At 51.2% G+C, this 26,293-nt stretch carries 33 protein-coding genes; all 33 read right to left on the bottom strand.

Annotation, left to right across the window (positions count from 1 at the left end; all coding sequences use genetic code 11):
- Window positions 1-51: 51 nt before the first annotated feature.
- Entirely contained in the window at window positions 52-840 is a 789-nt protein-coding gene (gene rpsB, locus ACTRXF_RS01235; RefSeq protein ID WP_091610308.1) for a 30S ribosomal protein S2, read from the bottom strand.
- Window positions 841-995: 155 nt separating this feature from the next.
- Window positions 996-1,370: a DUF6115 domain-containing protein gene (locus ACTRXF_RS01230; RefSeq protein WP_474277378.1), complete on the bottom strand. Its 375-nt coding sequence runs from the start codon at window positions 1,368-1,370 to the stop codon at window positions 996-998.
- A 15-nt stretch (window positions 1,371-1,385) separates the two neighbouring features.
- Window positions 1,386-2,159 (bottom strand): FliA/WhiG family RNA polymerase sigma factor, encoded by a 774-nt coding sequence (locus tag ACTRXF_RS01225; protein ID WP_474260533.1) that lies wholly within the window; start codon window positions 2,157-2,159, stop codon window positions 1,386-1,388.
- A gap of 15 nt (window positions 2,160-2,174) precedes the next feature.
- Window positions 2,175-2,678, bottom strand: a complete 504-nt coding sequence (locus ACTRXF_RS01220; protein ID WP_474260531.1) for a chemotaxis protein CheD — start codon at window positions 2,676-2,678, stop codon at window positions 2,175-2,177.
- Entirely contained in the window at window positions 2,675-3,304 is a 630-nt protein-coding gene (locus tag ACTRXF_RS01215) for a chemotaxis protein CheC (RefSeq protein WP_474260529.1), read from the bottom strand. The genes ACTRXF_RS01220 and ACTRXF_RS01215 overlap by 4 nt, the downstream gene beginning before the upstream one ends.
- Complete coding sequence (locus ACTRXF_RS01210; protein ID WP_474277375.1) at window positions 3,301-3,930, bottom strand: CheB methylesterase domain-containing protein; 630 nt, start codon at window positions 3,928-3,930, stop codon at window positions 3,301-3,303. Before ACTRXF_RS01210 ends, ACTRXF_RS01215 begins: the two co-directional genes overlap by 4 nt.
- Before the next feature lie 16 nt (window positions 3,931-3,946).
- Window positions 3,947-4,825, bottom strand: a complete 879-nt coding sequence (locus ACTRXF_RS01205; protein ID WP_474277372.1) for a MinD/ParA family protein — start codon at window positions 4,823-4,825, stop codon at window positions 3,947-3,949.
- Window positions 4,815-5,891, bottom strand: a complete 1,077-nt coding sequence (locus ACTRXF_RS01200) for a flagellar biosynthesis protein FlhF (protein WP_474277369.1) — start codon at window positions 5,889-5,891, stop codon at window positions 4,815-4,817. Before ACTRXF_RS01200 ends, ACTRXF_RS01205 begins: the two co-directional genes overlap by 11 nt.
- Window positions 5,888-7,921: a flagellar biosynthesis protein FlhA gene (gene flhA / locus ACTRXF_RS01195; RefSeq protein WP_474277366.1), complete on the bottom strand. Its 2,034-nt coding sequence runs from the start codon at window positions 7,919-7,921 to the stop codon at window positions 5,888-5,890. Before flhA ends, ACTRXF_RS01200 begins: the two co-directional genes overlap by 4 nt.
- A gap of 15 nt (window positions 7,922-7,936) precedes the next feature.
- Window positions 7,937-9,019 carry a flagellar biosynthesis protein FlhB gene (flhB, locus tag ACTRXF_RS01190; protein ID WP_474277363.1) on the bottom strand — a complete coding sequence of 361 codons (1,083 nt, stop codon included), beginning with the start codon at window positions 9,017-9,019 and terminating at the stop codon, window positions 7,937-7,939.
- Window positions 9,016-9,798, bottom strand: a complete 783-nt coding sequence (gene fliR, locus ACTRXF_RS01185; protein WP_474260517.1) for a flagellar biosynthetic protein FliR — start codon at window positions 9,796-9,798, stop codon at window positions 9,016-9,018. Before fliR ends, flhB begins: the two co-directional genes overlap by 4 nt.
- A 7-nt stretch (window positions 9,799-9,805) precedes the next feature.
- Complete coding sequence (fliQ, locus tag ACTRXF_RS01180; protein WP_022792784.1) at window positions 9,806-10,075, bottom strand: flagellar biosynthesis protein FliQ; 270 nt, start codon at window positions 10,073-10,075, stop codon at window positions 9,806-9,808.
- Window positions 10,076-10,100: 25 nt separating this feature from the next.
- Window positions 10,101-10,787, bottom strand: a complete 687-nt coding sequence (gene fliP / locus ACTRXF_RS01175) for a flagellar type III secretion system pore protein FliP (RefSeq protein ID WP_022792783.1) — start codon at window positions 10,785-10,787, stop codon at window positions 10,101-10,103.
- Window positions 10,787-11,428 (bottom strand): flagellar biosynthetic protein FliO, encoded by a 642-nt coding sequence (locus ACTRXF_RS01170; protein ID WP_474260515.1) that lies wholly within the window; start codon window positions 11,426-11,428, stop codon window positions 10,787-10,789. The genes fliP and ACTRXF_RS01170 overlap by 1 nt, the downstream gene beginning before the upstream one ends.
- A gap of 22 nt (window positions 11,429-11,450) precedes the next feature.
- Window positions 11,451-11,813, bottom strand: coding sequence for a response regulator (locus ACTRXF_RS01165; protein WP_322524678.1), 363 nt, complete (start codon window positions 11,811-11,813; stop codon window positions 11,451-11,453).
- A gap of 23 nt (window positions 11,814-11,836) precedes the next feature.
- Complete coding sequence (gene fliY, locus ACTRXF_RS01160) at window positions 11,837-13,000, bottom strand: flagellar motor switch phosphatase FliY (protein ID WP_474277360.1); 1,164 nt, start codon at window positions 12,998-13,000, stop codon at window positions 11,837-11,839.
- Window positions 12,993-13,988 carry a flagellar motor switch protein FliM gene (gene fliM, locus ACTRXF_RS01155; RefSeq protein ID WP_474260511.1) on the bottom strand — a complete coding sequence of 332 codons (996 nt, stop codon included), beginning with the start codon at window positions 13,986-13,988 and terminating at the stop codon, window positions 12,993-12,995. Before fliM ends, fliY begins: the two co-directional genes overlap by 8 nt.
- Before the next feature lie 43 nt (window positions 13,989-14,031).
- Window positions 14,032-14,460, bottom strand: a complete 429-nt coding sequence (locus ACTRXF_RS01150) for a flagellar basal body-associated FliL family protein (RefSeq protein ID WP_474260509.1) — start codon at window positions 14,458-14,460, stop codon at window positions 14,032-14,034.
- A 30-nt stretch (window positions 14,461-14,490) separates the two neighbouring features.
- The gene (locus ACTRXF_RS01145) at window positions 14,491-14,700 is read right to left on the bottom strand and encodes a flagellar FlbD family protein (RefSeq protein ID WP_474260507.1); all 210 of its coding nucleotides are present in this window, start codon (window positions 14,698-14,700) and stop codon (window positions 14,491-14,493) included.
- A 53-nt stretch (window positions 14,701-14,753) separates the two neighbouring features.
- Window positions 14,754-15,551, bottom strand: coding sequence for a flagellar basal body rod protein FlgG (gene flgG, locus ACTRXF_RS01140; protein WP_474277357.1), 798 nt, complete (start codon window positions 15,549-15,551; stop codon window positions 14,754-14,756).
- A 72-nt stretch (window positions 15,552-15,623) separates the two neighbouring features.
- Window positions 15,624-16,004, bottom strand: a complete 381-nt coding sequence (locus ACTRXF_RS01135) for a TIGR02530 family flagellar biosynthesis protein (RefSeq protein ID WP_474277354.1) — start codon at window positions 16,002-16,004, stop codon at window positions 15,624-15,626.
- 18 nt (window positions 16,005-16,022) lie between these two features.
- Window positions 16,023-16,505, bottom strand: a complete 483-nt coding sequence (locus ACTRXF_RS01130) for a flagellar hook capping FlgD N-terminal domain-containing protein (RefSeq protein WP_474277350.1) — start codon at window positions 16,503-16,505, stop codon at window positions 16,023-16,025.
- Between the two features lie 16 nt (window positions 16,506-16,521).
- Window positions 16,522-18,306 carry a flagellar hook-length control protein FliK gene (locus ACTRXF_RS01125; protein ID WP_474277347.1) on the bottom strand — a complete coding sequence of 595 codons (1,785 nt, stop codon included), beginning with the start codon at window positions 18,304-18,306 and terminating at the stop codon, window positions 16,522-16,524.
- A 16-nt stretch (window positions 18,307-18,322) separates the two neighbouring features.
- Window positions 18,323-18,877 (bottom strand): MotE family protein, encoded by a 555-nt coding sequence (locus ACTRXF_RS01120; RefSeq protein WP_474260499.1) that lies wholly within the window; start codon window positions 18,875-18,877, stop codon window positions 18,323-18,325.
- Window positions 18,870-19,328: a flagellar export protein FliJ gene (fliJ, locus tag ACTRXF_RS01115; protein ID WP_474277344.1), complete on the bottom strand. Its 459-nt coding sequence runs from the start codon at window positions 19,326-19,328 to the stop codon at window positions 18,870-18,872. The genes ACTRXF_RS01120 and fliJ overlap by 8 nt, the downstream gene beginning before the upstream one ends.
- Window positions 19,328-20,644: a flagellar protein export ATPase FliI gene (fliI, locus tag ACTRXF_RS01110; protein WP_474277341.1), complete on the bottom strand. Its 1,317-nt coding sequence runs from the start codon at window positions 20,642-20,644 to the stop codon at window positions 19,328-19,330. Before fliI ends, fliJ begins: the two co-directional genes overlap by 1 nt.
- Window positions 20,641-21,384, bottom strand: a complete 744-nt coding sequence (fliH, locus tag ACTRXF_RS01105; RefSeq protein WP_474260493.1) for a flagellar assembly protein FliH — start codon at window positions 21,382-21,384, stop codon at window positions 20,641-20,643. The genes fliI and fliH overlap by 4 nt, the downstream gene beginning before the upstream one ends.
- Entirely contained in the window at window positions 21,377-22,390 is a 1,014-nt protein-coding gene (gene fliG / locus ACTRXF_RS01100; protein WP_474260491.1) for a flagellar motor switch protein FliG, read from the bottom strand. Before fliG ends, fliH begins: the two co-directional genes overlap by 8 nt.
- Before the next feature lie 15 nt (window positions 22,391-22,405).
- Window positions 22,406-23,998 carry a flagellar basal-body MS-ring/collar protein FliF gene (gene fliF / locus ACTRXF_RS01095; protein WP_474277338.1) on the bottom strand — a complete coding sequence of 531 codons (1,593 nt, stop codon included), beginning with the start codon at window positions 23,996-23,998 and terminating at the stop codon, window positions 22,406-22,408.
- Window positions 23,999-24,027: 29 nt separating this feature from the next.
- Entirely contained in the window at window positions 24,028-24,324 is a 297-nt protein-coding gene (gene fliE, locus ACTRXF_RS01090) for a flagellar hook-basal body complex protein FliE (RefSeq protein WP_474260487.1), read from the bottom strand.
- A 20-nt stretch (window positions 24,325-24,344) separates the two neighbouring features.
- Window positions 24,345-24,791, bottom strand: coding sequence for a flagellar basal body rod protein FlgC (gene flgC / locus ACTRXF_RS01085; protein ID WP_474277335.1), 447 nt, complete (start codon window positions 24,789-24,791; stop codon window positions 24,345-24,347).
- Window positions 24,792-24,793: 2 nt separating this feature from the next.
- Window positions 24,794-25,189, bottom strand: coding sequence for a flagellar basal body rod protein FlgB (flgB, locus tag ACTRXF_RS01080; RefSeq protein WP_474260485.1), 396 nt, complete (start codon window positions 25,187-25,189; stop codon window positions 24,794-24,796).
- Between the two features lie 299 nt (window positions 25,190-25,488).
- Window positions 25,489-26,271 (bottom strand): GTP-sensing pleiotropic transcriptional regulator CodY, encoded by a 783-nt coding sequence (gene codY / locus ACTRXF_RS01075; protein WP_091610307.1) that lies wholly within the window; start codon window positions 26,269-26,271, stop codon window positions 25,489-25,491.
- Window positions 26,272-26,293: the final 22 nt, after the last annotated feature.

The following is a 26,293-nucleotide window of genomic DNA, read 5'->3' as shown; positions in this document are numbered from 1 at the left end:
TTTTACCACCCTTCGCGTCAGGCCTGGGCCCGTTATATTTATGCAGAGAGCTTACTGGTTTGAAACGCTCTCTTCTTCTGTGTTTCCTTCTTCTTCCGCTGCGGCTGCTTCCTGTTCTTTTTCCTGGGCAGCTGCCTGCTCACGGGCTTTTTCTTCTGCGCCCTGGGTTGCTTCGATAACAGCATCGGCCATTTTTCCTGTAAGGAGACGAACGGCACGGATAGCGTCGTCGTTACCCGGGATCAGCTTGTCGATCTCGTCCGGATCACAGTTAGTGTCCACGATCGAGATGATTGGAATGTTCAATTTGTGAGCTTCTGCCACCGCGATGCGCTCTTTGCGCGGATCGATAATAAACAGGGCATCCGGAAGCTTGTTCATATCTTTAATGCCGCCAAGTACTTTTTCGAGACGGTCTTTTTCTTTATTTAACAGCATAACTTCTTTTTTCGGAAGAATGTCAAAGGTACCGTCTTCTTCCATTTTTTCAAGGTCTTTCAAGCGGGCAATCCGTTTACGGATCGTTGCGAAGTTCGTTAACGTACCGCCTAACCAACGCTGGTTAATGTAGTACATGTTCGAACGGATCGCTTCATCGCGAACAGAGTCCTGCGCCTGTTTTTTCGTTCCGACGAAAAGGATTTTGCCTCCGTCTTCTGCAATGCTGCGTACATATTTGTACGCTTCTTCCACTTTACGTACCGTTTTTTGAAGGTCAATGATATAAATACCATTACGCTCCGTGAAAATATAACGGCTCATTTTAGGGTTCCAGCGACGAGTCTGGTGACCGAAGTGCACCCCTGCTTCAAGCAACTGTTTCATAGAAATAACAGCCATAAAATAATTCCTCCTTAGGTTTTTTCCACCGCAAGCGTCATGTCTGTGCAAAACTTTCCATGCGGAAAGCACCTCTGCACAAATCAGCTGTTGCGTGTGTTTTTAACACCAACACGTAATATACCATACGTGTCTGCAGGACGCAATGTTAAAGCTTATTTTTCCTGCATCTGCAAAAACAGATGAACCTCCCGCTGACCGATCGACAGTGTCTTTGCGATATCCTTTTCCTTCCATCCGTCTTTGTATAACATTATAACACGGTTCATCATCGATTCCTTCGGCGCTGCTTCATCCATCTCCGGCACCGGTTCAGCTGTTTCAATTTCTTCCGCTGGAAGCTCCCCGCCCTCCCACTCGGCGCGGAGACGTTCATTGTCGCGTTTCATTTCGTCGGTGTAATAGATTAAAAGCTGCTCGATTTCCTTCTTATCATTTTTTACCGCCTGCAGCTCACGCACGATGAATTGGTGCTTTATCCATAAAGCGCCGGCGGCCATCAGGGCGAGCAGACTGAATATTAGAGACATGGGCCTTCTCCTTTCTTACGTTCTTTCCTCCGTCTGTTTCAAATACTGGCGCAGCCGGAAGAGTGCTTTGGAATGGATTTGTGAAATTCTTGACGTGGACAGGGACAAAATATGACCGATTTCGGTTAACGTCATTTCCTCCAGGTAAAAAAGAGAAACGACCTTCTGCTCCTTTTCCGGCAGATTCGCTATTGCTTCGCCGAGCTCGTGCAGGGAGGCCTGATCCGTAAGCATTTCCTCCGGGGACGGGGCGTTGTGATCCACGATGGCCCCGCGGTACGTTTCATCACGCTCGCCGTCCGGCGTCGCCTCATCCATGGAAAGCATATGCACGAAATAGTTTTCGGCAATCACCTTCGATACTTCCGAGGACTTCATATCCAGCTCTTCGCCAATCTCCCGGTCCGAGACAAAGCGTCCCTTTTTCTGTTCGAGCCATTCAGCTGTTTCCTCAATTTTCTTCGTTTTTTCCCGTAGAGAACGCGGCATCCAGTCTTCCTGCCGGAGACCGTCAATAATCGCTCCACGGATCCGGAACGAGGCGTATGTATCAAATTTCAAATCCCTGGACAGGTCGAATTTTTTCATCGCATCATACAGGCCCATCAGCCCGTGACTCACAAGATCCTCCCGGTTCACATTTTTCGGAAGCGTCGCTGCGATGCGCTGAACGTGATAATGAACAAGGGGCATATAAATGTCGACTAGTTGGTCGGCCGCCGTGTCGTCATAATTATCCAGCCATTTCTCCCAAATCTCCTGATGAGCATGTGCTGTCGATCTACTCATGTAATTTCCCCCTGTTCATATTATTATTGGTTCTCCTCCGGTCGGCTTGATCCGGAGAACTCCTGTGGCCACGTCAAACTCTATCGTTCTGCCAATGTGACCGCCTGTTTCCTCTGCTTTAAGCGGCACAGACCGTCCGGCAAGCATTTCTTTTGCTGCTTCGACATTTCGTTTTCCAATATGCAGGTGATCGGTCTGAAACTGAAACATTCTTGCTCCCCCGGCAAGCTTTGCTTCGAGCGAAGCAATTGGAATACGCCGTCCTTCGAAGCCGGCAAATGCTTTTTGTAAAGCCGCATCGGTGTACTTCGCTTCGTTAATATGCTGGCCTTCTCTTGCCATGGAGGATGACGGAAGCATCGCATGGATCAGGCAGGCATACTGGTGGCGGAGCGAATAAATGACTATACCTACACAGGAACCAAGTCCGCTCGTAGTGAGAGTATCGCCGCCCCCGCCCCACTGCATATCAGCCATTGCCACTTTTATCTTCGCTTGTTTAATTTCCGTGTTTTTCATTCCCCGCCCTCCTGTACTCCGAGAGAGGCAAAAATTTTCGGAAGCGAGTGGGCGTCCGGGATCATAAAAAACCGGCCGGCCATCTGCGAGTGATTCTCTCCTTTTGTCATGTTCGTATCGATCATGATCGCTTCGTCCCCTTCAAGGCCTGCTTCGATAAGCCCCTCGCTCAAAAGCGCTCCAATCATATCCACCGCTGACGAAGGAACCGTCGGCATCATATAAAGGCCGGTGAAATCGGAGAGTGCCGATAAATAAGAGCCTGCCAGAATATTTGTTAATTCGCACACTGCCGACTCAAGCAGCTCCTGCTCATTTTCCGGCGTGTACGGCAGATTCCAGCTTTGGACAAGCGACCTTCCCACTGCCTGCATCTCCTCCGGCTCGAGCACAAAAAATATGCTGCCGCTGACGTGGCCCGCGATGCGGAGAAACGTAACCGCCGCTACCTTTTCTTCCCCGCCCGCTGCTTCAAGCAGCTCCGGAAACGGTACCATCTGCACCGAAGGCACACTGATCTGGACCGGCGTTTTCAGGAGGGAGGACAGTGCCGTAGCAGCATTGCCGCCCCCTATGGTTCCGATTTCCTTTAATATATCGAGCTCTACGTCCCGTGCGCCCATCATTTCACCTCTCCTTCATATGCAGTAGTTTGTACCAGCCGCCCGATCCGCTCTCCAATCGCATGAAGTGGGAGGATTTCATCGATGACGCCAGCCTGCAGCGCTGCCCGGGGCATCCCGTAGACAACAGCTGTTTCTTCTGATTCGGCGACTGCATAAAGTTCCGTCGCCGCTTTTAGCTTTTTTAATCCGTATGTACCATCATTACCCATCCCGGTTAAAATAACAGCGAGTACACGCAGACCTCCTAATTCGGCAAGAGAAGCAAGCAGAATATCCACCGACGGATGGTAACGGTCGCCCATTTTGCTTTCACTAACTGCTGTTACCAGCCGGCCTCCTTTTCGCCGGACTTCAAGCTGCCGGCCTCCGGGAGCAATATAAACTGTTCCTTTCTGCAGTGCTCCTCCGTCCCCGGCTTCTTTTACACTCCAGCTGTAGTCGCGGTTCAGCCTGTCGGCAAGCGACCTTGTGAACCCGGGCGGCATATGCTGCACAATCAGAATCGGAAGTTCGACCGTTTCGGGCATCGAACGGAAAAGCTCATGCAAAGCTGCGGGACCGCCTGTGGACGTTCCGATCACCAACAGATCCCAGCGTCCCGGTTTCCCGGGGGATTGAATGTTCATATACTCAGACTCCGTTCTACGTGCGGGCAGAAGCGAACAACCGCTGCTTCATCCCTGTAATAAAATGCCGAAACGGCGCACCGTCCGTTTTTGCAGACTGTTCCTTCTTCCACAGCCCTGCTGCAATCTGCTTCATGCTCTGGGCCGCACGGCTGTCAGGATACGCTATCACAAGCGGTGTCTGCTCCATGACTGCCCTGCTTACTTTAGGATCATCTGGCACCATGGGCAGCATGACAAGCTGCATGCTGAGAAAACGTTCACTCACAGTTATTAATTTCTGTGCGGCTGCCCGGCCGTCTTTTTTCTGCTCCACCCGGTTAATAACCGCCGCAAATGGAAAATCGCTTTTGTGGGAGCGGATGTATTTCATCATGGCGTAACCATCCATGAGCGCCGTCGGCTCAGGGGTTGTTACAAGAATTCCGCGTTCGGTCGTCGTAATCAGGTGCATATGGTTTTCGTTCAGCCCTGCCCCCATATCAAAAATAATAAAATCAAATTCGCCTTCAAGCAGCTGCAGCTGTTCGTAAAACCGCTGCTTATGCTCCTCCTCCATATGAAAGACACCGGAAAGGCCCGAACCTCCCGCAATCCATTGCACACCGGAAGGGCCGGACTGAATCAATTCAAAAATACTTTTATTTTCCGTGAACATCTCCTGAAACGGCAGAAGGGGCGTATACCCGAGCAGAATATCAAGGTTGGCCATGCCGGTGTCCATATCAATCAACAGCACCTCTGCACCAGCTTCTGCCAGGGAAATGGCCACGTTCAGGGAGACATTAGATTTGCCGACGCCCCCTTTTCCGCTTACTACCGACAACACTCTCGTCTGCCTGCGACCCCGTTTCTGCATCTGAGCGCGCAGGCTTTCAGCCTGATCATTTTTCACCGAGTGTCCCCCCTGCTATTTTTGCTGCGAGCCATTTGTTGTCCGCGGGCTCAATGTCCTCCGGCACTTCCTGGCCCGTAGTGACAAATGCCACCCGGAGCGAGAATTCATCAATAATATTCAGAAGCGCTCCAAATGACGTGGTTTCATCTGTTTTCGTGATAATAACTTCGTTTGATATATAGGGAAGAAATTTTTCAGCGACTTCCTTCATGTCTTTATATTTAGCCGTCAGAGACAGCACGAGCACGGTTTTAATCGGCTCTCCCGCCGGCAGCAGCCGCTGCGCGTCTTCCACCGTCTGTTCATGCAGAAAATTTCTTCCTGCTGAATCAATGAGCACATAATCATGCTCTCCGGACTGGGCCACTGCCTCCCTGTAATCTGCCTGGTCGTAAATAACATGAACCGGCGCTTCCATGATGGAGGCGTACGTATTCAGCTGTTCGACTGCTCCCATGCGGAAGGTGTCTGTCGTAAAAAAGGCAATGGACTTTTTTCTGCGGAGCATTTCCCGGGCGCCGAGCTTGGCAAGCGTCGTCGTTTTTCCGACGCCGGTCTGGCCGACCAGCTGAATCATCCGGGACGGCTTTGCTTCAACGCGGGGATGCCGGTCCTCCAGCCACTCTTCTATGCAGGCTTCGAGTACGGCTGCTTTTGGCCGGCTGGCCTTTTCTGCGTACCATTTCTCCATAAACCGGTTCATCAGCTCTTCCTCCACCCGTTCGTTTACCTCCTGTGCCTTCAAGGCAGCGGATACGGTCTGAAAAGGAGCCGGCGCTGAAGCAGGAAGCACTCCCGGCGTTTTTTCTGGCGCCTTAACAGCCTTAGCCTCTTTCAGCGCGGCCGGCTTTACGGCTTCTGCCGGAGGCGTACGCTCTTTTTTGCGGGGCGGGGCGTCATCGATACCTGCGTAAACTTCGAGCTTGTTCACGGACTTAAGCCCAAACCATCTTCTGACTTTCACCGGCCTTGAATGCAGAATAACCGCTTCATCCCCAAAGTCCTTCCGTACTTTCGCTACCGCTTCCGGCATCGAATCCGCTGTAATTTTTTTCATTCTCATTCATTATTCACCACCCCGACGCTTTGGATTTCTATGGAAGGCTCCAGTTCGTTATAGGATAATACCGGCATCTGGGGAAAAAACCGCTCAATCAGCTGACGTACATGCATGCGCACAGCTGGAGAACAGAGAATAACCGGTGTTTTCCCGATGTTCATCAGCTGCTCGGCCTCTGCACCGATACGCTGAACCACCCGCTGGGACTCGTTTGGATCCATCGCCAGATAATTACCGCTTTCGGTCTGCTGCAGGGCATCGGCAATTTTCTTTTCAATGCCGCCGCTGAGTGTAACGACCTGCAGCAGCTCTTCTCCGTCCGCATACTGCTTCGATATCTGTCTCGACAGTGCCTGCCGTACATACTCTGTCACAATCTCCATGTCCCTGGTCATCGTGCCGTATTCCGCCAGCGCTTCAAAAATAGTCGGCATATTCCGGATGGATACCCCTTCCCGGAGCAGCTTGGCCAGTACCTTCTGCACATCCCCAATCGTAAGCGTTGAAGGAGTTACTTCTTCGACCAGCGTCGGATACGTTTCCTTCAGATGATCGATCAGCTGCTTTGTCTCCTCGCGACCGAGCAGCTCATGGGCGTGCGTTTTAATGACTTCGGTTAAATGCGTGCTTACGACCGACGGCGGATCCACCACCGTGTAGCCAGAGTCCTCAGCAATATCGCGCTCTTCTTCCGGAATCCAGAGGGCAGGAAGCCCGAATGCCGGCTCTGTCGTTTCGATGCCGTCAATCGGCTCTTCAGCCCCGGTGCCCATCGCCATATAATGGTCCATGTACAGCTCGCCCCGGGCGATTTCGCTGCCCCGCATGCGCACGACGTACTCTCCCGGCTGCAGCTGGATGTTGTCACGAATCCGTATCACCGGCACGACCATCCCGAGCTCAAGCGCCAGCTGGCGACGGATCATCACGACCCGGTCAAGCAGGTCGCCTCCCTGTTTCGCATCCGCAAGAGGAATGAGGTTATAGCCAAATTCAAACTCGATCGGATCCACATCCAGCAGCTGCATCACGCTGTCCTGTGAACGCAGATCCTCCTCCTGCGCTTCTTCGGTTTCATGCACCGCTGCCTGCTCCTCCTGAAGCACTGTCTGCCTGATGGTAAAGCCGATAGCAGCCATCGCACCGGCAATACAGGTGGTCAAAAAGAAGTTGATTGGCGTGAACACACCAAGTAAAAAGATGGCGCCCGCTGCCACAAACAGCATTGGTGGAAAGGCAAACAGCTGCTTTGTAATATCGTGGCCGAGGTTACCTTCGGACGCCGCCCGTGTCACGACAATACCCGTTGCTGTTGAAATAAGCAGCGCAGGTATCTGACTGACCAGGCCGTCGCCGACGGTGAGGAGCGTAAAGGTGTTCGCAGCGGTGCCGATATCCATGCCGTGCTCGGTCATGCCGATCACAAGGCCAAAAATAACGTTAATAATGACAATAACAATCCCTGCGATGGCATCCCCTTTTACAAACTTGCTCGCCCCGTCCATCGAACCGTAAAAGTCCGCTTCCTGTTCGATTTTCTCCCGGCGGGCTTTGGCCTGCTGTTCGGAAATAACTCCCGCATTCAGGTCGGCATCGATGCTCATTTGTTTTCCCGGCATCGCGTCGAGGGTAAAGCGGGCTCCAACCTCCGACACCCGTTCTGCCCCTTTAACGATAACGACAAATTGAATGACAACAAGAATCACGAAAACCACCAGGCCGACAAAGGCGCTCCCCTGCACCACAAAGCTTCCGAACGTTTCGATGACGTTGCCTGCTTCAGCATTGCTTAAAATGGAACGGGTTGTTGAAACGTTCAGCCCGAGCCGGAACAGCGTCACAAGCAGAAGCAGTGTAGGAAAGATGCTGAATTCGAGCGGCTCCTTCGTATTCATCGCCACGAGAATAACCAGAAGCGCCAGGGAAATATTGGCCATGATTAAGATGTCTAAAATAAATGTCGGCAGCGGGATGATCAGCATAATAACAATCAATATAACGCCGAGCAGCACTGATAGTTCTCTAAATCCCATAACGTTGCTCCTTTTCTAGCCGTTTTTCCTTTTGATGCGGTACACGTAGGCAAGCACCTCGGCCACGGCTTTGAATAAATCTTCAGGTATTTCATCATCAATTTCGGACTGGGCGTACAGCGCACGGGCGAGCGGCTTGTTTTCCACCATCGGGATCGAATGTTCGCCTGCTTTTTCTTTGATTTTCCGGGCCAGATGGTCGGCCCCTTTGGCAATTACCTTCGGCGCACCCATCGCGCCTTCTTGATAGCGGAGTGCCACTGCAAAGTGCGTCGGGTTCGTAATAACAACGTCTGCTTTGGGCACTTCCTCCATCATCCGCCCCATCGCCATTTCCTGCTGCTTCTGCTTTCGTTTACCGCGGATGAGCGGATCGCCCTCCATGTTTTTCATTTCCTGCTTTACGTCGTGCTTGGACATGCGGATCTGCTTTTCGTGGTCATGCTTTTGATAAATATAGTCCGGCAGTGAAAGCACGAGCAGCAGCAGGCTCCCAATCAGTCCCATGAGCCCGGTCAGACGGGCAATTTCCATAAAGCCGTCCCCAACGTCCTTTTGCGATAAAAACAACAGCCGGTCGAGCGCCAGCCAGAGAATCGCAAAAACGACACCGCCGACGAGCGTAATTTTCAAAAGTGCCTTGGCGAGCTCCACGAGCGCCCGGGCCGAAAAGATCCGCTTGATGCCGCTGAGCGGGTTAATCTTTTCCAGCTTCATTTTGATCGGCTCGCCTGTAAACAAAAATCCTACCTGCGTGAGCGATGCGGCAACACCCGCCACCATGGCCACGAGCATCACCGGCAGAATAATGATTACGGACTGGATCGTAATTTCCTGAAGCATCGCCGGCACGCTGGCTTTTGTAATTTCCCACTGCATGTATTCTATGTATGTATGTGTCATTAACGCTTGTAAGTGATTGAAAATGGTGCCTCCGTACATGTAGAAGAGCGCAAATACTAAAAACAGGATGACCGCCGTATTCACATCATTGCTTTTCGGAACCTGGCCCTTCTGCCTCGTGTCCCTGCGCTTTTTAGGAGTGGCCTCCTCCGTTTTTTCCTGTGAAAAAAACTGCAGATCAAGTGTCCACTTCATTCCTGTCCCTCCCCTAAAAGCTCAAGCAGTCCGCGCGAGACGTGAAACATATCTTCATACAAGTACTGGATCGCCAGAAACATCCCAGGGATTGCCACCACAAGCAGCGGCAGTCCCGCCACAATTTTCAGCGGCAGTCCGACGACGAACACGTTCATCTGCGGAACCGCCCGCGCCATAATTCCTAAAGCAAGATCAACGAGAAAGAGCGAACCGACAATCGGAAATGCCAGCTGAAAAGCAAGAATAAACATCTGGTTAAACGCTTCGGCCACGTGCGTGACGACCGCTTCATCACCGAACGCAAGTCCCGTCTGGTCGATGGGCACAAAGCTGTAGCTGTAGTAAATGCCGTCAAGCAGCAGATGATGTCCGTTCACCGCCAAAAGCATTAACAGCGCAAAAGCGTAAAAGTAGCCGCCAAACAGTGGGCTCTGCGCGCCCGTCTGCGGATCCACCACATTCGCCATCAAAAAGCCGAGGGAGATATCGAGAAACATCCCGGCTGTCTGCACTGCATACAGCATAATCGTTGCGATAAGCCCAATAGCAAGGCCGAGCATAACCTCCTTTAGCAGAAGAAGGATGTACTCGCCGTCCACCGTCATCAGCGGGGCATCCAGTGCCGGGAAAATAGCCAGGGCAAGAAAAAATGCCAAACCTACTTTAAATTGATTCGGAATAGTCCGATAAGAGAAAAGAGGCATCGTCGTAAAGAAAGCGAGCACTCGCACAAGCACCAGGGAAAAAGCCGGGAGCTGCTCTATTATTGCTTCCATCGTCTGTTCATCCGATGAACTGCTGCGCGTGATACCACAGGTTTCTCGTGTACTCCACCAGCTGCGTCAGCATCCACGGGCCGAGCACGAGCATGGCGGCCAAAACGCCAAGAATCTTTGGTATAAACGCGAGCGTCTGCTCCTGGATCTGGGTGGTCGCCTGAAATATGGCGACACCAAAGCCGAGTACGAGCGCAATAACAAGCAGCGGCCCCGCGATTAAAAAAACCATCCATATTCCCTGTTGTGCGATCTGCATTACCTGTTCTGCTGACATACATTTCTTCCTTTCTTCATACCGGCTAGGTGTAGCTGAGGAGCAGCGACTCTACAATCAGATACCAGCCGTCCACGAGCACAAACAGTAAAATTTTAAACGGCAGACTGATCATGACAGGCGGAAGCATCATCATCCCCATGCTCATCAGTACGCTTGCCACAATCATGTCAATAACAAGAAAAGGCACAAAAATGAGAAACCCCATCTGGAAAGCTGTTTTCAGCTCGCTGATGGCAAACGCCGGCACGAGCGATGTAAGCGGAATGTCTTCGACCGACTCCGGACGCTCTTCGCCTGCATAATCCATAAACAGCGCCAGATCTTTTTCCCGTGTGTACCGGGACATAAATTCCTTCATCGGGCCGACCGCTTCGGTCAGCGCTTCATTTTGGTCGATTTCTCCTGCCATCAGAGGACTGAACGCCTGCTCGTTTACTTCCGAAAGCGTCGGCGCCATGATGAAGAAGGTTAAAAATAAGGCAAGGCCGATAAGCACCTGATTTGGCGGTGTCTGCTGCGTGGCAAGCCCCATCCGCACAAAGCTCAGCACGACCACGATTCTGGTAAAGCAGGTCATCAGCACTAAAATACCGGGAGCGAGAGACAAAACAGTGAGCAGCAGCACAAGCTGTACCGATGTCGCCGCTCCTTCTCCGCCGCCCTCGAGCAGTCCGCTGAAATCAAGCGCAGGAAGAGCACTAATAATCATCACCGTTCCTCCTTCACTTCCGTGCGGTTATCCGGCGCCTCCGGATGCTTTGCCCCACGTGCTGCTTTCAGACGTTCTTCGAGCACCGACTGAAAGGACTGGCTGCTTTTTTCCTCTGTTTTCCCGCGTGTTTTCCATTTATCCAGCAAGGACGGGACACCTGTATATGTATTCTGTTCCTGGGCGGTAATCCGCTCCTGTTCTTCTTTATCCTCAATTTCCTGAAGCAGCGAAATCGTGTCCCCCACTCCGACCACAAGCATTTTATCCCCAATTTTAACGACCTGAATCGATTTATTCTGCCCAAGCCCAATACCGCCAATGCTTTGAAGCGAGCGGGTGGATTGGTATTTGCTTGTTTTTTTGTTGATAAATTTCAGCAGCCAGAACAGCAGTCCGAGAACAACCGCAAGCGCTCCAATCATCTTTACAAAGTTCAGCCACAGGTTGCCATTATCCATTGCTGCCGGCGCCGTCTCATCGTCTGCCGGAGCTTCTTCACTTCCAGCTGCCGGGTCCTCCTGGTTTTCCTGCGGATTCAGGGACTCATTGACAGTAGTGCTGGCAAGCGCTGTATCAGCGCCCGCCAGAATAATTACCGTCATCATTACAACTATGATTACTGCGTATTTCCAGTTCATTTTCTTCCCCCGCGGCAGGCCATCAGCCTAACGTTTTATTAATTGCTTCAAGTACACGGTCTGCCTGAAACGGCTTTACGATGAAATCTTTAGCCCCCGCCTGAATCGCATCGATGACCATCGACTGCTGACCCATGGCTGAACACATGATCACCTTGGCGTTCGGATCCGCCGCCTTGATTTCCTTCAGTGCTTCAATCCCGTCTTTATCAGGCATCGTAATATCAAGCGTCACCAGGTCCGGCGACGTTTCCTGGAACTTTTCCACTGCTTCGTTTCCATCCTTTGCTTCCCCTACTACGTTAAACCCGTTTTTTTCCAGAATATCTTTAATCATCATCCGCATGAACGCGGCGTCGTCTACTACTAAAACTGAATATCCCATGTTTTCCACTCCCTGTTTTGTCGTTATTTTAATTGCGCAACCCGTTCTCTCGGACTGAGAATTTCCGTAATGCGTACGCCGAAATTTTCATCGATGACAACGACTTCCCCTTTAGCTACCGGCTTTTGGTTCACCAGTACATCGACAGGTTCGCCGGCAAGCTTATCAAGCTCGACCACTGAGCCCTGGGACAGTGACAAAATATCTTTGATCGGCTGCCGCGATCTGCCAAGCTCCACCGTTACATCAAGCGATATATCCATCAGCATATCGAGATTCCCGCCGCCGTCATTATATCTGTGCGCAGGCTCCTCAAGCTCGGAAAAGGCGGCTCCGCTTACTGTCGGAGCTGCTTTTGGCTCCTGTGCTCGGGCTCTCTGCGGCTCGGCTTCCTGCCGTCCGGAAGGCTCCGGGGCAGGCTGGTGCTTCGGTTCGGGCTGCGGAGCTCCGGTGCTTGCCCCGAGCAGCTCTTCCACCATTTTCTTCGCGAAGCCAAGCGGGATGAGCTGCATAATGTAGGAGTCCATCAGCTCCCCTATCTGGATACGGAAGGCGATCTGTACGACCGTATCCTCATCGGGAATGTAGCGGGCCGACTCTTCTTCCTCGAGGTTCATAATATTGACGCCCGGTGGAGAAATATCCACCCGTTTGTTAAAAATGGTGCTCATCGAAGTGGATGCCGATCCCATCATTTGATTCATCGCTTCCTGGACCGCGCTTTGCTGCATTTCATCAATATCAGCTGCCTCATCAACCTGCCCGTCGCCACCCATCATCAGGTTGGCGATAATGCTTGCGTCCGTCATGCTGATCACAAACAGATTCGTGCCTTCAAACCCTTCGGTGTATTCCACATTTACCGCTACGTGAGGACGTGGAAAGGACTTTTCCACCATTTCGGTCGACACCGCTTTTACGCCTGGTATAGTAATGCTCACTTTTTGATTCAGCAGGCTCGACAGGGCGGTGGCTGCGCTGCTGAAGCTGATATTGCCAATTTCGCCGAGCGTATCCTTTTCTTCGGTGGAAAGCAGATGATCGAGTTCCTCATCTTCCGTGGAAGAAGCAATTTCTTCAGCAGGCGTCTCCCCGGAGGAAGCGCCGCTGTCGTCATCATCGTCTGCTCCGACGTTTTTTAGCAGCTCGTTAATTTCGTCCTGCGAAAGCATATCGTCATTACTCATGCTGTTCTTCTCCCTCCTCTATCTTTTCTAGAATCTGTACAGCCATATGGCTGCGCTTTTTCCCCGGCTGAGCCGTAAATTTCTTTCTGCTGCCTACGTGCACCTCGAGCGGGTCATGGATGTGCTGTTTGAGCGTTAAAACGTCTCCACGCTCCATATGTAAAAGCTCTTCGATGGTGATAGAGGAAGTGCCAAGGATTGCCTGCAGGGAAACATTTCCCTGCAGCAGCCACTCGTTCAGATGCTCCACTTCCTGCTGGTCCCGCTCTTTTACTTTCGTCTGCATCCAGTAGTGGGTAGTAAGCTTGGGCAGTATCTCTTCAAGCACCATATGCGGAAGGCACAGATTAATCATTCCCGACGTTTCTCCAATCGTTGTGGTTAAAGAAATAACCACCACGGTTTCGTTTGGAGAGACCATCTGAAGAAACTGCGGATTCACTTCAATTTCGGATCCGATGGTTTCAATACTCAGCACTGATTCCCAGGCACTCTGGAAGGATTCGAGAATCATCTGCATAAAGGAACTTAAAAGCTTTGTTTCAATTTCCGTCAGCTTTTCCACCTTGTTCATGCTCTGGCCCTGGCCGCCGAGCAGCCGGTCGAGCATGGCGTATCCGACGTGCGGGTTGACCTCCATGAGCATCCGTCCTTCAAGCGGCGGCGCTTCAAACACATTCAGCAGCGTCATTTTAGGAATTGAGCGGATGAATTCGTCGTAGGGCACCTGATCCACAGAGGCTACGCTGATATCCACAAAGGATCGCAGCTGTCCTGAAAGCGCCGTGGTAAGAATTCTGGCAAAATTTTCATGAATTCTTGACAGGCCCCGGATCTGTTCTTTGGAAAAGCGCAGGGCGCGTTTAAAATCGTAGGAACGGACCTTGCGTTCATTTTCTTCTTTTTTTAACTGCTCACCGTCCATTTCTCCGGTGGACAATCCGGACAAAAGGGCATCTATTTCATGCTGGGATAGTACATCTGACAAGAGGTTTTCACCTCCCTTTCTCTTCTCTCGGGCGGATTCTGGGTTACTGAATGACGCGTTCGGTCGTATAGACCCGCTGCACTTCCCCTTCAGTCATAACCTCATTCACTTTTTCCCTGATTCGTCCTTCCATTTCGGTGGTCCCTTCCGAGCCTTCGATGTCTCCGGGTTCGAGCTGGGCCAGTTCATGGATAATGATGTTGTTAATCTGATAGTCGCGCTGCTCCAGTTCTTCCCGGGCTTTTTCGTTATCGGCCTGCAGGCTGAACATCGTTTTAATATAGCGGTCGTTGCCTTTAAGGTTGGTGGTCATTTCGTCCATGTCCCAGGTGAGCTCCCTCAGCTCTTCAGCGCTTAATTCCTCTGCCTTTTCTTCTTCACTGCCCTCTGCCTGTTCAGAGGACCCCAGAAACTGATACACAGCAGCAGCCGCACCGGCAATAAGTACAAGGGTCAAAAGCATAATCATCATTATTTTTCCTGCTTTGCTTTTTAACATAGCTCAGACGTTCTCCCCTTTTCGGCCGGCCGGCATCCAGGTCCGCCGGTAAAACCGTTCGGCAAGATCCATCACTTCACTGAGGCTTTCCCGAACAACAATTTTGTTGCCATTCAACAGCGTAATCGTCGTGTCCGGCGCTGCTTCGACCTGCTCAATCAATGTAGTGTTCAGCACGAACGGGCGTCCGTTTAATTTTGTCAATTCCATCATTATTAGTTGAGGGGCAGCATACTGCCCCTGTCTCCCCCAATTTCATTCATTAGTTACCGCTTGATGTTGAGCAGTTCCTGCAGCACTTCATCTGCTGTCGTAATCCCCCGCGTGTTCGCCTGGAATCCGCGCTGGGCAGTGATCATTTCCGTAAACTCTTCGGACAGGTCAACGTTGGACATTTCAAGCGCTCCGGCCACTACTTCGCCCGCTCCACCCTGGCCTGGCTCAAGGTTGTTGGGAGCTCCTGAGTTCAACGAAGCCCGGTAAACGTTGCCGCCTGATTTTTCAAGTCCACCCGGATTTGCAAATGTGGCTATCCCCAGCTGGGCAACCGTTTCAGTAGCTTCATTCTGGTTGACAATATTAACATTACCAGCAGCATCGATACTGAAGCTCCGGGCTTCTTCGTCGATGTTAATAACATCTCCATCCGTGTCCAGTACATACAACCCTTCGGCGTTCACCATATCTCCGTTATCATCAAGATAGAAGTTACCGGCCCGTGTAAAGCTTTCTCCCTCTTCTGTCGGATTCTGCAGGCGGAAATAGCCGGATCCGGAAATTGCGAGGTCCAGCTCGCGCCCGGTATTTTGCAGGCTGCCCTGCGTGTCCACCGTATCAATGCTTCCCATCTCACTTCCCAGACCGACCTGTTTTGCGTTCACACCGCCCCGGCCGCCCTCAGCTGCTGCGGCCGATCCGGTCTGCTGGCTCATCATATCCTGAAATGTCGGGCGTCCTTTTTTGAACCCCTGGGTATTAACGTTTGCGATGTTGTTGCTGATAACGTCCAATTTCTGCTGAAAGTTCTTCATTCCTGCAATTCCTGAATACATAGAGCGTAGCATCGTATTCCTCCTTTGGTTTAAGCGGGCCCCGTCTGTCTGTCGGGAGCCCAGGCCTCCTTGCGGTCAAGCCTTTTACATGAATATAACGCCGTCAATATTTGTAAACGTGTGATTTGCCGCTTCCTGCTTTGACATTGCTGTAATAACGGTCCGGCTCTCCGCGTTCACGACCAGTGCCGCTTCCGGGAACACCACGACAGATTCCTTGACACCCTTTTCTGCTGCCTCATCTAGCTTTACCTGCATCTGCTCCCAGTCTGCGCTTTTGATATGGACATTTCTTTCTTCCATTCGTTTGGCAGCGTGCTTGCTGATTTTGACATCAGGAGCTGTAAGCTCGTTTTGCAGCAGCGAGGCAAATGAACCAGCCTGCTGCTTTTCCGGTCGTGGGGTGTTGGCTGTACTGGACGGAACCGGCATTCTGGCATAGTTGTGCACCTTTGAATAATCCATGCTGTTCCTTCCTTCGTATCAGCTTTCCTTTGCAGCCGTCTCATCCTCTCCGATGTTCACCACCTGCCTGCCATCAATCCAGCGGCCGGAGTCAAGCTCGACCATAATGTTTCCCTGCGTATCTTTTTTCACCGACATAATTTCGTTCCGGCCCGTCTGCACATCCTCATTAGGTGTATTGGCGTTTACGAGCGACTGCCAAGTTACGTCCTGACCGATCAGCCCGCTCAGCTGCATTAGGGCATCCTGCGCCATAAACTGCGTCGACTGCTCCATCGATTTATTCATGTTATTCATCTGCTCGAGCGTACTGAAGTTGGCAATCTGCGACACGTATTCAGTGTCGTTCATCGGCTCAAGCGGGTTCTGGTTTTGCAGCTGGGTGATGAGCAGTTTTAAAAAATCATCTTTATCCATGTTGCCGTTGCTGTTTTCAGCGGCAAAGGGCGATTTGCTGTTTGAAGCGTTGTTCAGCTGCATATTATCTGTAATCGTACTCACCGTTTATTCACCTCCTTTAAATTCGTTCGTTGACCGAAAGCTGCTGTAAAATATCTTCAAACGAGCGTTCTTCCTCTTCTGAAGACTCTTCCTCCATATTTACCGCTTCCCGCTGTTCCTCAGGTTCTTCTTTCTGCTCTTCTTCTTTATAGAAATCCGGGTGCTCTGCTACTTCGATGCGTTCAACCTGCAGATTCTGCTGCAGGAAGGAATGTCTCAGCTGATGCACGCTGCCTTCCACGAGCTCCTGCGCCCCTTTGGAGGTTGTAATCAGCTGGGCGGTCCATTGTCCTTCGATTTTCGTGAGCTTCACATCGAGCCGGCCCAGGTGCTCAGGGTGGAGACGAATCGTATAGGAAGCCCCGTTTTTCAGCTGGGCGGTGTTCATCGTCCCGAGCGTCTGCTGAAACTGCTTTAAAAATTCGGCCTGGCGCTGATTTCCTTCAGACGCCGGCGGGAGCTGAATCACGAGCGGCGTATTAGGCTGAAGCGCTCTCGGCTCTCCCGCGCCAGCTGTTGGTACTGGAGGGGCTGAAGCATTCCCTGCTTCACCGCGAATACTCTGCAGAATCTGCTCTAGCTGCTCAGTAAACGCTTCGTTCTTATCCGCCCATGCTGTTGAAGACACCAGCGGCTGCTTTTTCACCAGAGCCGAAAGACTTTGGATAAACGCAGTCAGCTGCTTTTCGGGCGTTTCTCCAGCGGACGGTTGAAGGGCTTTCGGCACCCAGGTGCCTGGCTGCTCTCGTCCACTGAGGTATTTCTGCCACTGCTGAAGGTCTCGTTTTACCATCTGGGTGCCGGTATCTGCCGCCGCTTCCTTACCGGGGGCAGGGCTTGCCCATCCAGCTGGCACATGCGACAGTAACTGTGGCCGCAGCGCGGCGATGCTTTTGGCGTCTGCCTGCTGGTCCAGAAAGGAAATCAGCTGCCGGACCTCCGGTGTTTTTTCCGGAAACAGAATGTTGACCTTTTCGAGCGGAGACATTTCCTTCTCTGTCAGCTGACCATTCTCCTGGTTTGCCTTGAGACCGTCTTCCTGTACCGGCGCTCCGGCGGCTACTGCTGATGCTGCTAGAACGGCTTCCGGACGGACACTTTCTGTTTTATCTGATAAAACCTTTGAAAGAAGCGCAGCCAGTTCTTTCAGCCTGCTCGTAAATACTTCTTCTGCCTGTTTTTTTCCCTCTCCCTCCAGGGCTTTGGAAAGCAGCGGTCCGGCAGCCTCCTCCAGCTTTTCTGCTGCCACCTGTATCGCCTGCTGATCGCGGAGAGCAAGGTCGTTAAACCGGGCTGCGAGCTGCTCAAGCACCGGCAATTCTGCTTTTCCAGCCATATCTTTAATGGCGCTGATTGGGGACTCCCGCCTTTTCTCCCCTGGAGCAGCATCTTTTCCTGCAACTGTTTCTGCGTCCGGAGAATGAAGAACAACAGCAATCTTTGTGAAAATATTTTTTGCTCCTGCCGGCATTTCTCCGGGCATTTCTTCCTTCGCTGGTCCTTCACCGCCCTGTTCGTTACGTACGATCTCAGCGATAAACATCACGGCATCCTCAAATTCGGGATGCTGTTGCATCAGCGCATTGATTGTTTCCGGCTCTGCTTCGATGGCTTCCATTATCTGCTCAGCAGAAGGCCCGGCATGTTCCGTCCCATTTTCCATAACCGGCTGTTTCCCCGTTATTGAGGTGGCACCGGCAAACAGAGCGGCAAATGCTGACGGGCTGCCTCCTGTCTGGGCGGATACGGACATAACGCCCTGGCCCGGTGACGCCGGCCGACCGGTAATTGCTGTCTCCATAGCGGCCTCCTTTCTTTTACTGTTCCAGGTCGAGGCCTTCAATCCCCGAGACAACGGAAGCAGCAAGCTCTTCATCCATCTCTTCGAGTATGGCAGCCTGCTCCTCCGGCTGCAGCGTGTACAAATGCTGGACAATAACTTCTGTTTCCTGCTGCCCGAGCACTGCTGCCGCAGTTGCCGGCTTCATTTCCTCATAAATTTTCTGGGCTGAACCGGTATTCCCGCCGTTTTCTTCCTCTTCATTATTCTCTTCTGTTTCTGATTCGAGCGTCAGTTCCTCAAGCTCTTCTTCCACGCTTTCAAGCTCCTGCTCCCGTTCATCCAGCCGCTGCTGCAGTTCGACGATTTCCTCTTCCTTGGCTTCGAGTTCTTCACCGGAAGCTCCGGCGTCATCGGCACTTTCTTCGCTGCCGGTGACCGACTTCATTACGTCCTGGCCGAGCTGAGTAACATTTATCCCCATAAAGGACATAACAGCTACCGACAGAACAATGGCGAAAACAAGCGGGATAAGAAACAGCATGAAAAACCATTGAAAAAAACTGCCTTTTTTCTTTTCTTTTTCAGCCATAATGCTGCACCGTCTGCTTCTGAAGATACATTTGTACTGCCGTGTCATCCATGGCCATACGCTCATGCCGCTTTAATTTTTCCATATGTTTTGCTTCTTCTTTTTCTTTTATCAGCTCAAGCTTCCGGTTTTCACGCCATGCTTCCTGCATCGCTTTTTCTTCACGCTGCATCATCCAGCGCGCCTTGCTTACCGCTTCTTCAAGAACGGCTGCTTCCCGTTCATACATATGCAGCATTTTTTCCTGCTGACGAAGCTCCCGCACCGTCACTCCACGGGTCATTTTCTCCCGGTTTATTTCTTCTGCGTGCTCCTTGGAACGGAGCAATTCATAGAGGGTCCCTGCTTTCTCCTCAAACTGGTCCACTGCCTCATTGTAGGATTTTACCTTCTGGTCTTTTTCGCGGTCTCTCAGCTGCAGCAGCTGTTCTAAAGAAAATTGGTAGGACATTAGGATGCTCCTTTCTCCATAACGTTTTGCAGCTTTTGCAGCGTCTGTTCCATGGTCGATGCTTCCATCGACCGCTGTTGGATAAGCGCTTCAACGGCAGGTAATTTTTCCAGTGCCTCGTCGGTTTCGGGGGAGCTGCCTTTGCGGTAGGCCCCAATTCGTATAAGGTCTTCTGCTTCCCGGTAAGCCGCAAGCCAGCTTTTCACTTTCGAGGCTGCCTCCTGATGAGCTTTATCCGTAACCTCTGACATCACCCGGCTGACGCTTTGAAGCACGTCGATGGCTGGGAAATGGTTTTTATTGGCAAGTGACCGTTCGAGCACAAAGTGACCGTCAAGAATCCCGCGTACAGCGTCGGCAATCGGCTCATTCATATCGTCCCCGTCCACAAGCACCGTATAAAACGCAGTAATCGAGCCTTCGTTGCTTGTGCCGGTCCGCTCGAGCAGTCCCGGCAGGAGGGCGAATACTGACGGCGGGTATCCTTTTGTCGTAGGAGGCTCGCCAATCGCAAGGCCGATTTCTCTTCGTGCCATTGCAAATCGGGTGATGGAGTCCATCATGAAATTGACCTTTTTTCCTTTGGAACGAAAATATTCAGCAATAGCTGTGGCCGTGTAGGCTCCCTGGATTCGCATCGAAGCGGGCTGGTCGGAGGTCGCTACAATCAGCACTGATCTGGCCATCCCCTCTTCTCCGAGGTCGCGTTCGATAAAATCCCGGACCTCGCGTCCGCGCTCTCCGATAAGTGCGATTACGTTAATGTCGGCTTCCGTGTAGCGCGTGATCATCGAAAGCAGGGTGCTTTTTCCGACACCGCTTCCGGCAAAGATGCCTATCCGCTGGCCTTCGCCCATCGTGAGGAGGCTGTCAATCACTCTCACGCCGGTCGGCATGATGTTTTTAATCCTCGGGCGATCAAGCGGAGCCGGTGGTGCTGCCTCCGAAGAAACACTGACCAGTCCTTCCGGAAGCTCCTGATGATCCATCGGCTCTCCCATGCCATTTAGTACACGCCCGATCAGCCCTGCTCCTGCCTTGATTTTCAGTGGCTTGCCGGTGGCTTCGACCGTACAGCCCGGGCTGATATTTTTTAACGACTCCAGCGGCATCAGCAGCACGTATTCCTGCCGGAAACCAACTACTTCAGCGGCCGTGGAACTGTCGCTTCCGACACCGTATATGTAGCAGATGTCACCGACGTTTGTTTTCGGCCCGCGCGACTCCACCATTAATCCAATCACCCGCTCCACACTTCCATAGGAACGGTACAGAGACATCTGTTTCACCTGTTTCGCTGCATGCTCTGCTCTCATACCGGTATGCCCTCTTTAACAACAGCCTGGAGCTGTTTTTTTAATTCCTGGAGCTGAGTGTCAAGGGAGACGTCGAGCTTTCCGAAGTCCGTTTCGAGCACGCACTGCCGATCTTTCATCTGCGCGTCGGGATAAATGGTCACCTTCTGGTCACTCCCCGCCGCGCTCTGCAGCTCCTCTTTATACATTCGTAAATCTTCATAATCTTCCGCGCTGACGAGCACGCGGATGTTTCCCTGCTCACGCAGAGACCCAATCGCAGTCGACAGCTGCATCCGCCAGTGTTCATCCGGAAGCCACTCCGGGCCGAGCATTTTTTCAAGTGCCTGCACTGCAATATCGATCACCGTCGGTTCGGCTTCATTCAGGCGTTCATGAAAGGCCTGTTCAGCAGATTCTATGATCCGTCCGGCGTGGCTGATCTGTTCCTGCCACGCTTCGAAGCCTTTCTCCTCCCCGCTCTTAAAACCTTCGGCATATCCTTGCTGCTTGGCCTCTTCGGCCCATGCAGCAATACGATCCCCGGCGTCTTTTTCTTCCTGTCTGATTTTTTCCTGGGTTTCCTTCCAGGCCTGTTCGGCTCGCTCATGCAGCCGCCCCGCCTCTTCTTTTAACTGTTCGGCCTGACGCTGCTGGAGAAAATGCTCGTCTGCCTGTGGAGACGCTTCTTCAAACACGATTTTTCTGGGCGCAATGGTTCGATGCTCTGCGCTGACGTGCGTGCGAAATACGTTAGACAATAACATCATCTCCTCCGCCGCGGGCAATGACGATTTCCCCCGTTTCTTCGAGTCTGCGTATAATACCGACAATTCTCGACTGTGCTTCTTCTACATCACGCAGCCGTACCGGCCCCATAAATTCCATTTCCTCCTGGAACGTTTCGGCCATCCGCTGGGACATGTTCTGGAAAACGACTTCTTTCACCTGCTCGCTTGCCACCTTAAGGGCAAGCTGCAAATCATCATTATTGACGTCACGTACAACCCGCTGAATGGAGCGGTTATCAAGCGCGACCACGTCTTCAAACACAAACATCCGCTTTTTGATTTCTTCAGCCAGCTCCGGATCCTCCTGTTCCAGGGATTCAAGAATAATCTTTTCTGTGCTGCGATCCACCCCGTTCAGCACCTCCACGACAGATTCAATGCCTCCTGCTTCGGTGAAATCCTGGGTGACGGATGTGGAAAGCTTTTGTTCAAGCACTGCTTCCACTTCGCTTACGATCTCCGGTGAAGTCCGGTCCATTTTCGCAATGCGCCGGGCTACATCAGTCTGCTGCGTTTCAGGCAGCTCCGACAATATCTGTCCAGCCTGGCCCGGTTCCAGGTAGGAAAGCACAAGGGCGATGGTCTGCGGGTGCTCATTTTGAATGAAGTTCAGCACCTGGGAGGGCTCAGCCTTGCGGGCAAAATCAAACGGCTTTACCTGCAGCGATGATGTGAGGCGGTTGATCATATGCATCGCTTCCTCTTCGCCAAGCGCTTTTTCAAGCACGCTTTTGGCGTAGCCGATGCCTCCCTGGGAAATGTAATCCTGGGCAATCGCTATCTGATGAAATTCATTCATCACTTCTTCTTTTTTTGAGCTTTCTACCTTCCGGACGTTCGCAATTTCAAGCGTCAGCTTTTCAATCTCTTCTTCCCGTAAATGCTTATATACTTCGGCTGAAACGTCCGGGCCCAGTGAAATGAGCAGCACAGCTGCCTTTTGTTTCCCGGTCAGCGTTTCTTTTCTTTTCTGCAATTGCTGCTCCCCCTTTTAATCATCGGACAGCCAGGAACGAAGCAGCTTTGAAAATTCCTCCGGCTTTTCCTTTGCTAACTTCTCGAGCTGGTTTCGTTTCTTTTCTTCTTCGGTCATTTCCCTGCTGCTCTCGAGATCAGGTACCTCGCGCTGTTCAAATTCCGCAGCCTGGAAGGTTTCTTCTTTGGCTTCGGCTGGTTTTTTCCGACGGACGAGCCATACCACTAAAAAGATGAGGCCCAAAGCGCCGACAGCCATTAATGCATATGCCCACCACGGCAGGCCGCCTGCTTCCTGATCGATTTCTTCTGCGCCGAGGAAGGTCTGGGAGGAGATAGAGACTTTTTCTTCTACATCCATCTCCTCGCCTTCCACTTCAAGGTATTCTTTATCGATGCTCGTACTGATAACTGTTTCAAGCATACCCTGCATATTATCCATCGTCTCCGGCTCTAAAGAGTTCGGATCTTCCGGATCCGGCGGCTCCACCATCACCTGAATACCGAGGTCCCGGAGCTTGTACGGGCTTTCCTGAATTTCTTTATGAATACGGTTCACTTCATAATTAATCCGTTCTTCGGTCCGCTCTGAGTCGCCTGCTGCTTCTGTACCGGCCGGATAATTGGCTACGTCTTCCTCCCCTGCACCGACTTCTCCTTCTTCGAGCGGATCAACACCTTCATAGGCTTCAGCAATTTCTTCCGCGCTGACGGCGATGCCTTCCATTGTTTCTTCATCCACGGGCTCCACAAGGTCTTCCTCCCGGTTTTCCTTCGTAAAGTCGATGTCTGTCGTTACCGATACCATGACTTTATTCTGCCCCGCCACAGTGCCGAGCATCTGCTGGACTTCACGGCGGATGTCCTTTTCGATATCCTGCTGCACCGCACGCTGGTCCTCGTATTGATCCATGGCAGAGCCGGACGCACCATTTTCTTCATATGTATAATAGTTCATGCTTGTATCACTGATATCGATGTTTTCCACCGGCAGATCAGGCACACTTTTGGACACCAGGTTGTACAGGGTTTTCACCTGCTCCTGATCGAGCTCTCCAGTACCGCCCAAATCAACGTTCACCGATGCTGTCGCTGCTTCAGCTTCTTCGGCCACCCACGTAGACTCCTCCGGCATATTGATCATTACATCGGCACTTGACACTGCATCCATATTGGAAATTAACGCTTCAAGTTCAGTCTGCAGCGCTGCCCGTTCCATGACGGAAAATTCGTTGTCTGTCATTCCGAAGCCGGTCTGATCCTCAATAAAGCTGTAGTCAATCGCCCCGTCCTGTGGAAGCCCTTCGGCTGCCAGGTCAACCTTTAACGCATCCACCTGATCCTTCGGTACGCTGATGGTAGTTCCCTCATTCGATATTTCATATTTCACTCCGCGGGTGTCCAGCGTTTCTTTGATGCTGCCTGCTGTTTCCGGTGCCAGATCGGTGTAAAGAGGCTCAAAGTTTGTCCGCGAAAACAGCAGTATGCTGATGAGGAGAAAAAGAAAGATCGCCGTCGTGCCAAAAATATATATTCTTTTTTGTTTTTTACTGCGGCTGCTCCAATACGTTTTCGCCTTTTGGCTGTACTCTTTCCATTTTTCTTTCATAATTCCGCTTCATACCTTCCTCTTTACGATTACACCTGCATCCGCATCATTTCTTTGTAGGCTTCCACCGCCTTGTTTCTCACCTCGGTGGCCGTCTGCATGTAGACACTTCCTTTTTCCGCGGCAATCATCACATCATGCAGGTTGTCCGCTTCTCCGGTCACAAGCTTTTCCGTCATCCGGTCCGATTCAAGCTGGGCTTCATTGACTTTACTCATCGCCTCACTCATCGCTTTTTGAAATGAATCGCCGGTTTCCTTTACTGTCGCCTGGCCTGCCTCATTTGCTGTTTTCATTACCGGAGCCTGGCTATTCGTAATTTCCATTTGTCATCCTCCTTCCGTTATTAGTTTTTACCGATTTCAAGTGCTTTCATCATCATATTTTTATTGGCATTGAGTGCCGTGACGTTTGCCTCATACGAGCGTGAGGCCGAGGTCAAATCCGTCATTTCTTTTAAAGGATCCACATTTGGCATCTGTACGTAGCCTTCTTCATTGGCATCGGGATGCTCAGGCTGGTAAACCTCATCAAAAGGGGCATCATCCACCCCGATTTCCGACACCCGCACGCCGCTCTGGTCATTTAATGCTTTCGTTAAATTCGACTGAAAGGAATTGTCCTGCTTCGGACTCATGGAAACGGTTTTGCGCTGGTACGGCTGCCATTCCCCGTCAACGAGCCGCCCTCTCGTGGAATCCGCATTCGCAAGGTTGGAGCTTACGACATCCATTCTTAGGCGCTGTGCCGTCAAGGCCGAGCCGGAGGCTTGAATTCCATTAAAAATAGACATGCTTATGACCCTCCCCGGATAGCTGATTTAATGCCGCCAAATTTTCCATTAATACGATCGATAATGGCGTTATAATGCAGCTGGTTTTCCGAAAGCTCGGTCATTTCTTTGTCAATGTCTACGTTGTTTCCATTATTGTTATATGTATTGCCCTTCTGCTCGTATACGCTCGGAGTATTTTGATTATTCTGAAAAGAAAAGTGTTTTGCGTCTGTCCGTACAGCTTCCATCTGACTGCTGCTTTCTTCTTTCAGCATGTCCTGAAAGGAAACTTCCTTCGCTTTGTAGTTCGGGGTGTCAATATTGGCAATATTATCCGTAATTGCCTTCTGTCTAAGCGATGCCCCTTCGACACCCGCCTGTAATTTCTGCCACGTCCCGGATTGGAACAGTTCCATTTTCTCACCTCTGGCTTTTTAATTGATACTAAAGGTTTAGTTATTTACTTTTATATGAGCATTACTTCCTAAATTGTATAGAAAAAATGTACATTTGTCTAATCAATATCGCGGTTTTTGCATTTCAGTAACTTCCGTCTAAGAAGTTAAACTACTTTTTAATAGTTCTTTTATCCTTAATGTGCTTATTTATTGGATAGTATTCAATTTTCACCGGAATGCTGTCTTTCCTTCACGCCTCATGTTTTAGTTTAAGAGCAAAAAAAAGCGACCCCCGTGAAGGGATCGCCCGAAAGCCGTTAGTCATTATTTTTAATTTTCTCGAGTTCATACAGGAACTTGTTGTTTAATACTTTAATATAGGTTCCCTTCATGCCAAGGGATCTTGATTCGATCACGCCGGCGCTTTCAAGCTTACGCAGGGCGTTGACGATCACGGAGCGGGTGATACCGACACGGTCGGCAATTTTACTCGCTACAAGCAGCCCTTCCTTGCCGTCGAGCTCCTCGAAAATATGCTCTACCGCTTCGAGTTCGCTGTAGGAAAGGGAGCTGATAGCCATCTGAACAACGGCTTTACTTCTCGCTTCCTCTTCAATTTCCTGCGTTTTTTCATGGAGGATTTCCATGCCGACAACAGTCGCCCCGTACTCGGCGAGGATCAGATCATCATCATCAAACGTTTCGCTTAACCGGGCCAGAACGAGCGTGCCAAGACGCTGGCCGCCGCCGACAATCGGTACAATCGTTGTCAGGCCAGAGGCAAATAATTCAGCGCTTTCCTGCGGAAATGCCGTGTATTCACTCTGCACATCCAGATTCGGGGAGGTTTCATTAATGCCGAACAGCCCTGAGGTATACTCCTGCGGGAACTGACGCTCCTCTAAAATCCGCTGCATTTTTTCGTGCTCGATTTCCTGCTCGATCGAGTAGCCGAGCAGCTTCCCGCGGCGGCTGACTACAAACACATTAGCCCCGATAATTTCCTGAAGGGTTTCGGCCATGTCTTTAAAATTGACGTGGTCCCCCTGTGTTTTCTGTAACATTTCATTAATTCTTCTGCTTCTTGTTAACAAATCCATGCTGATTCTCCTCCTGATTTAT

Source organism: Marinococcus sp. LNHM3E3-2.2, assembly GCF_056034385.1.
This window is presented reverse-complemented; position numbering and strand designations above follow the sequence as displayed.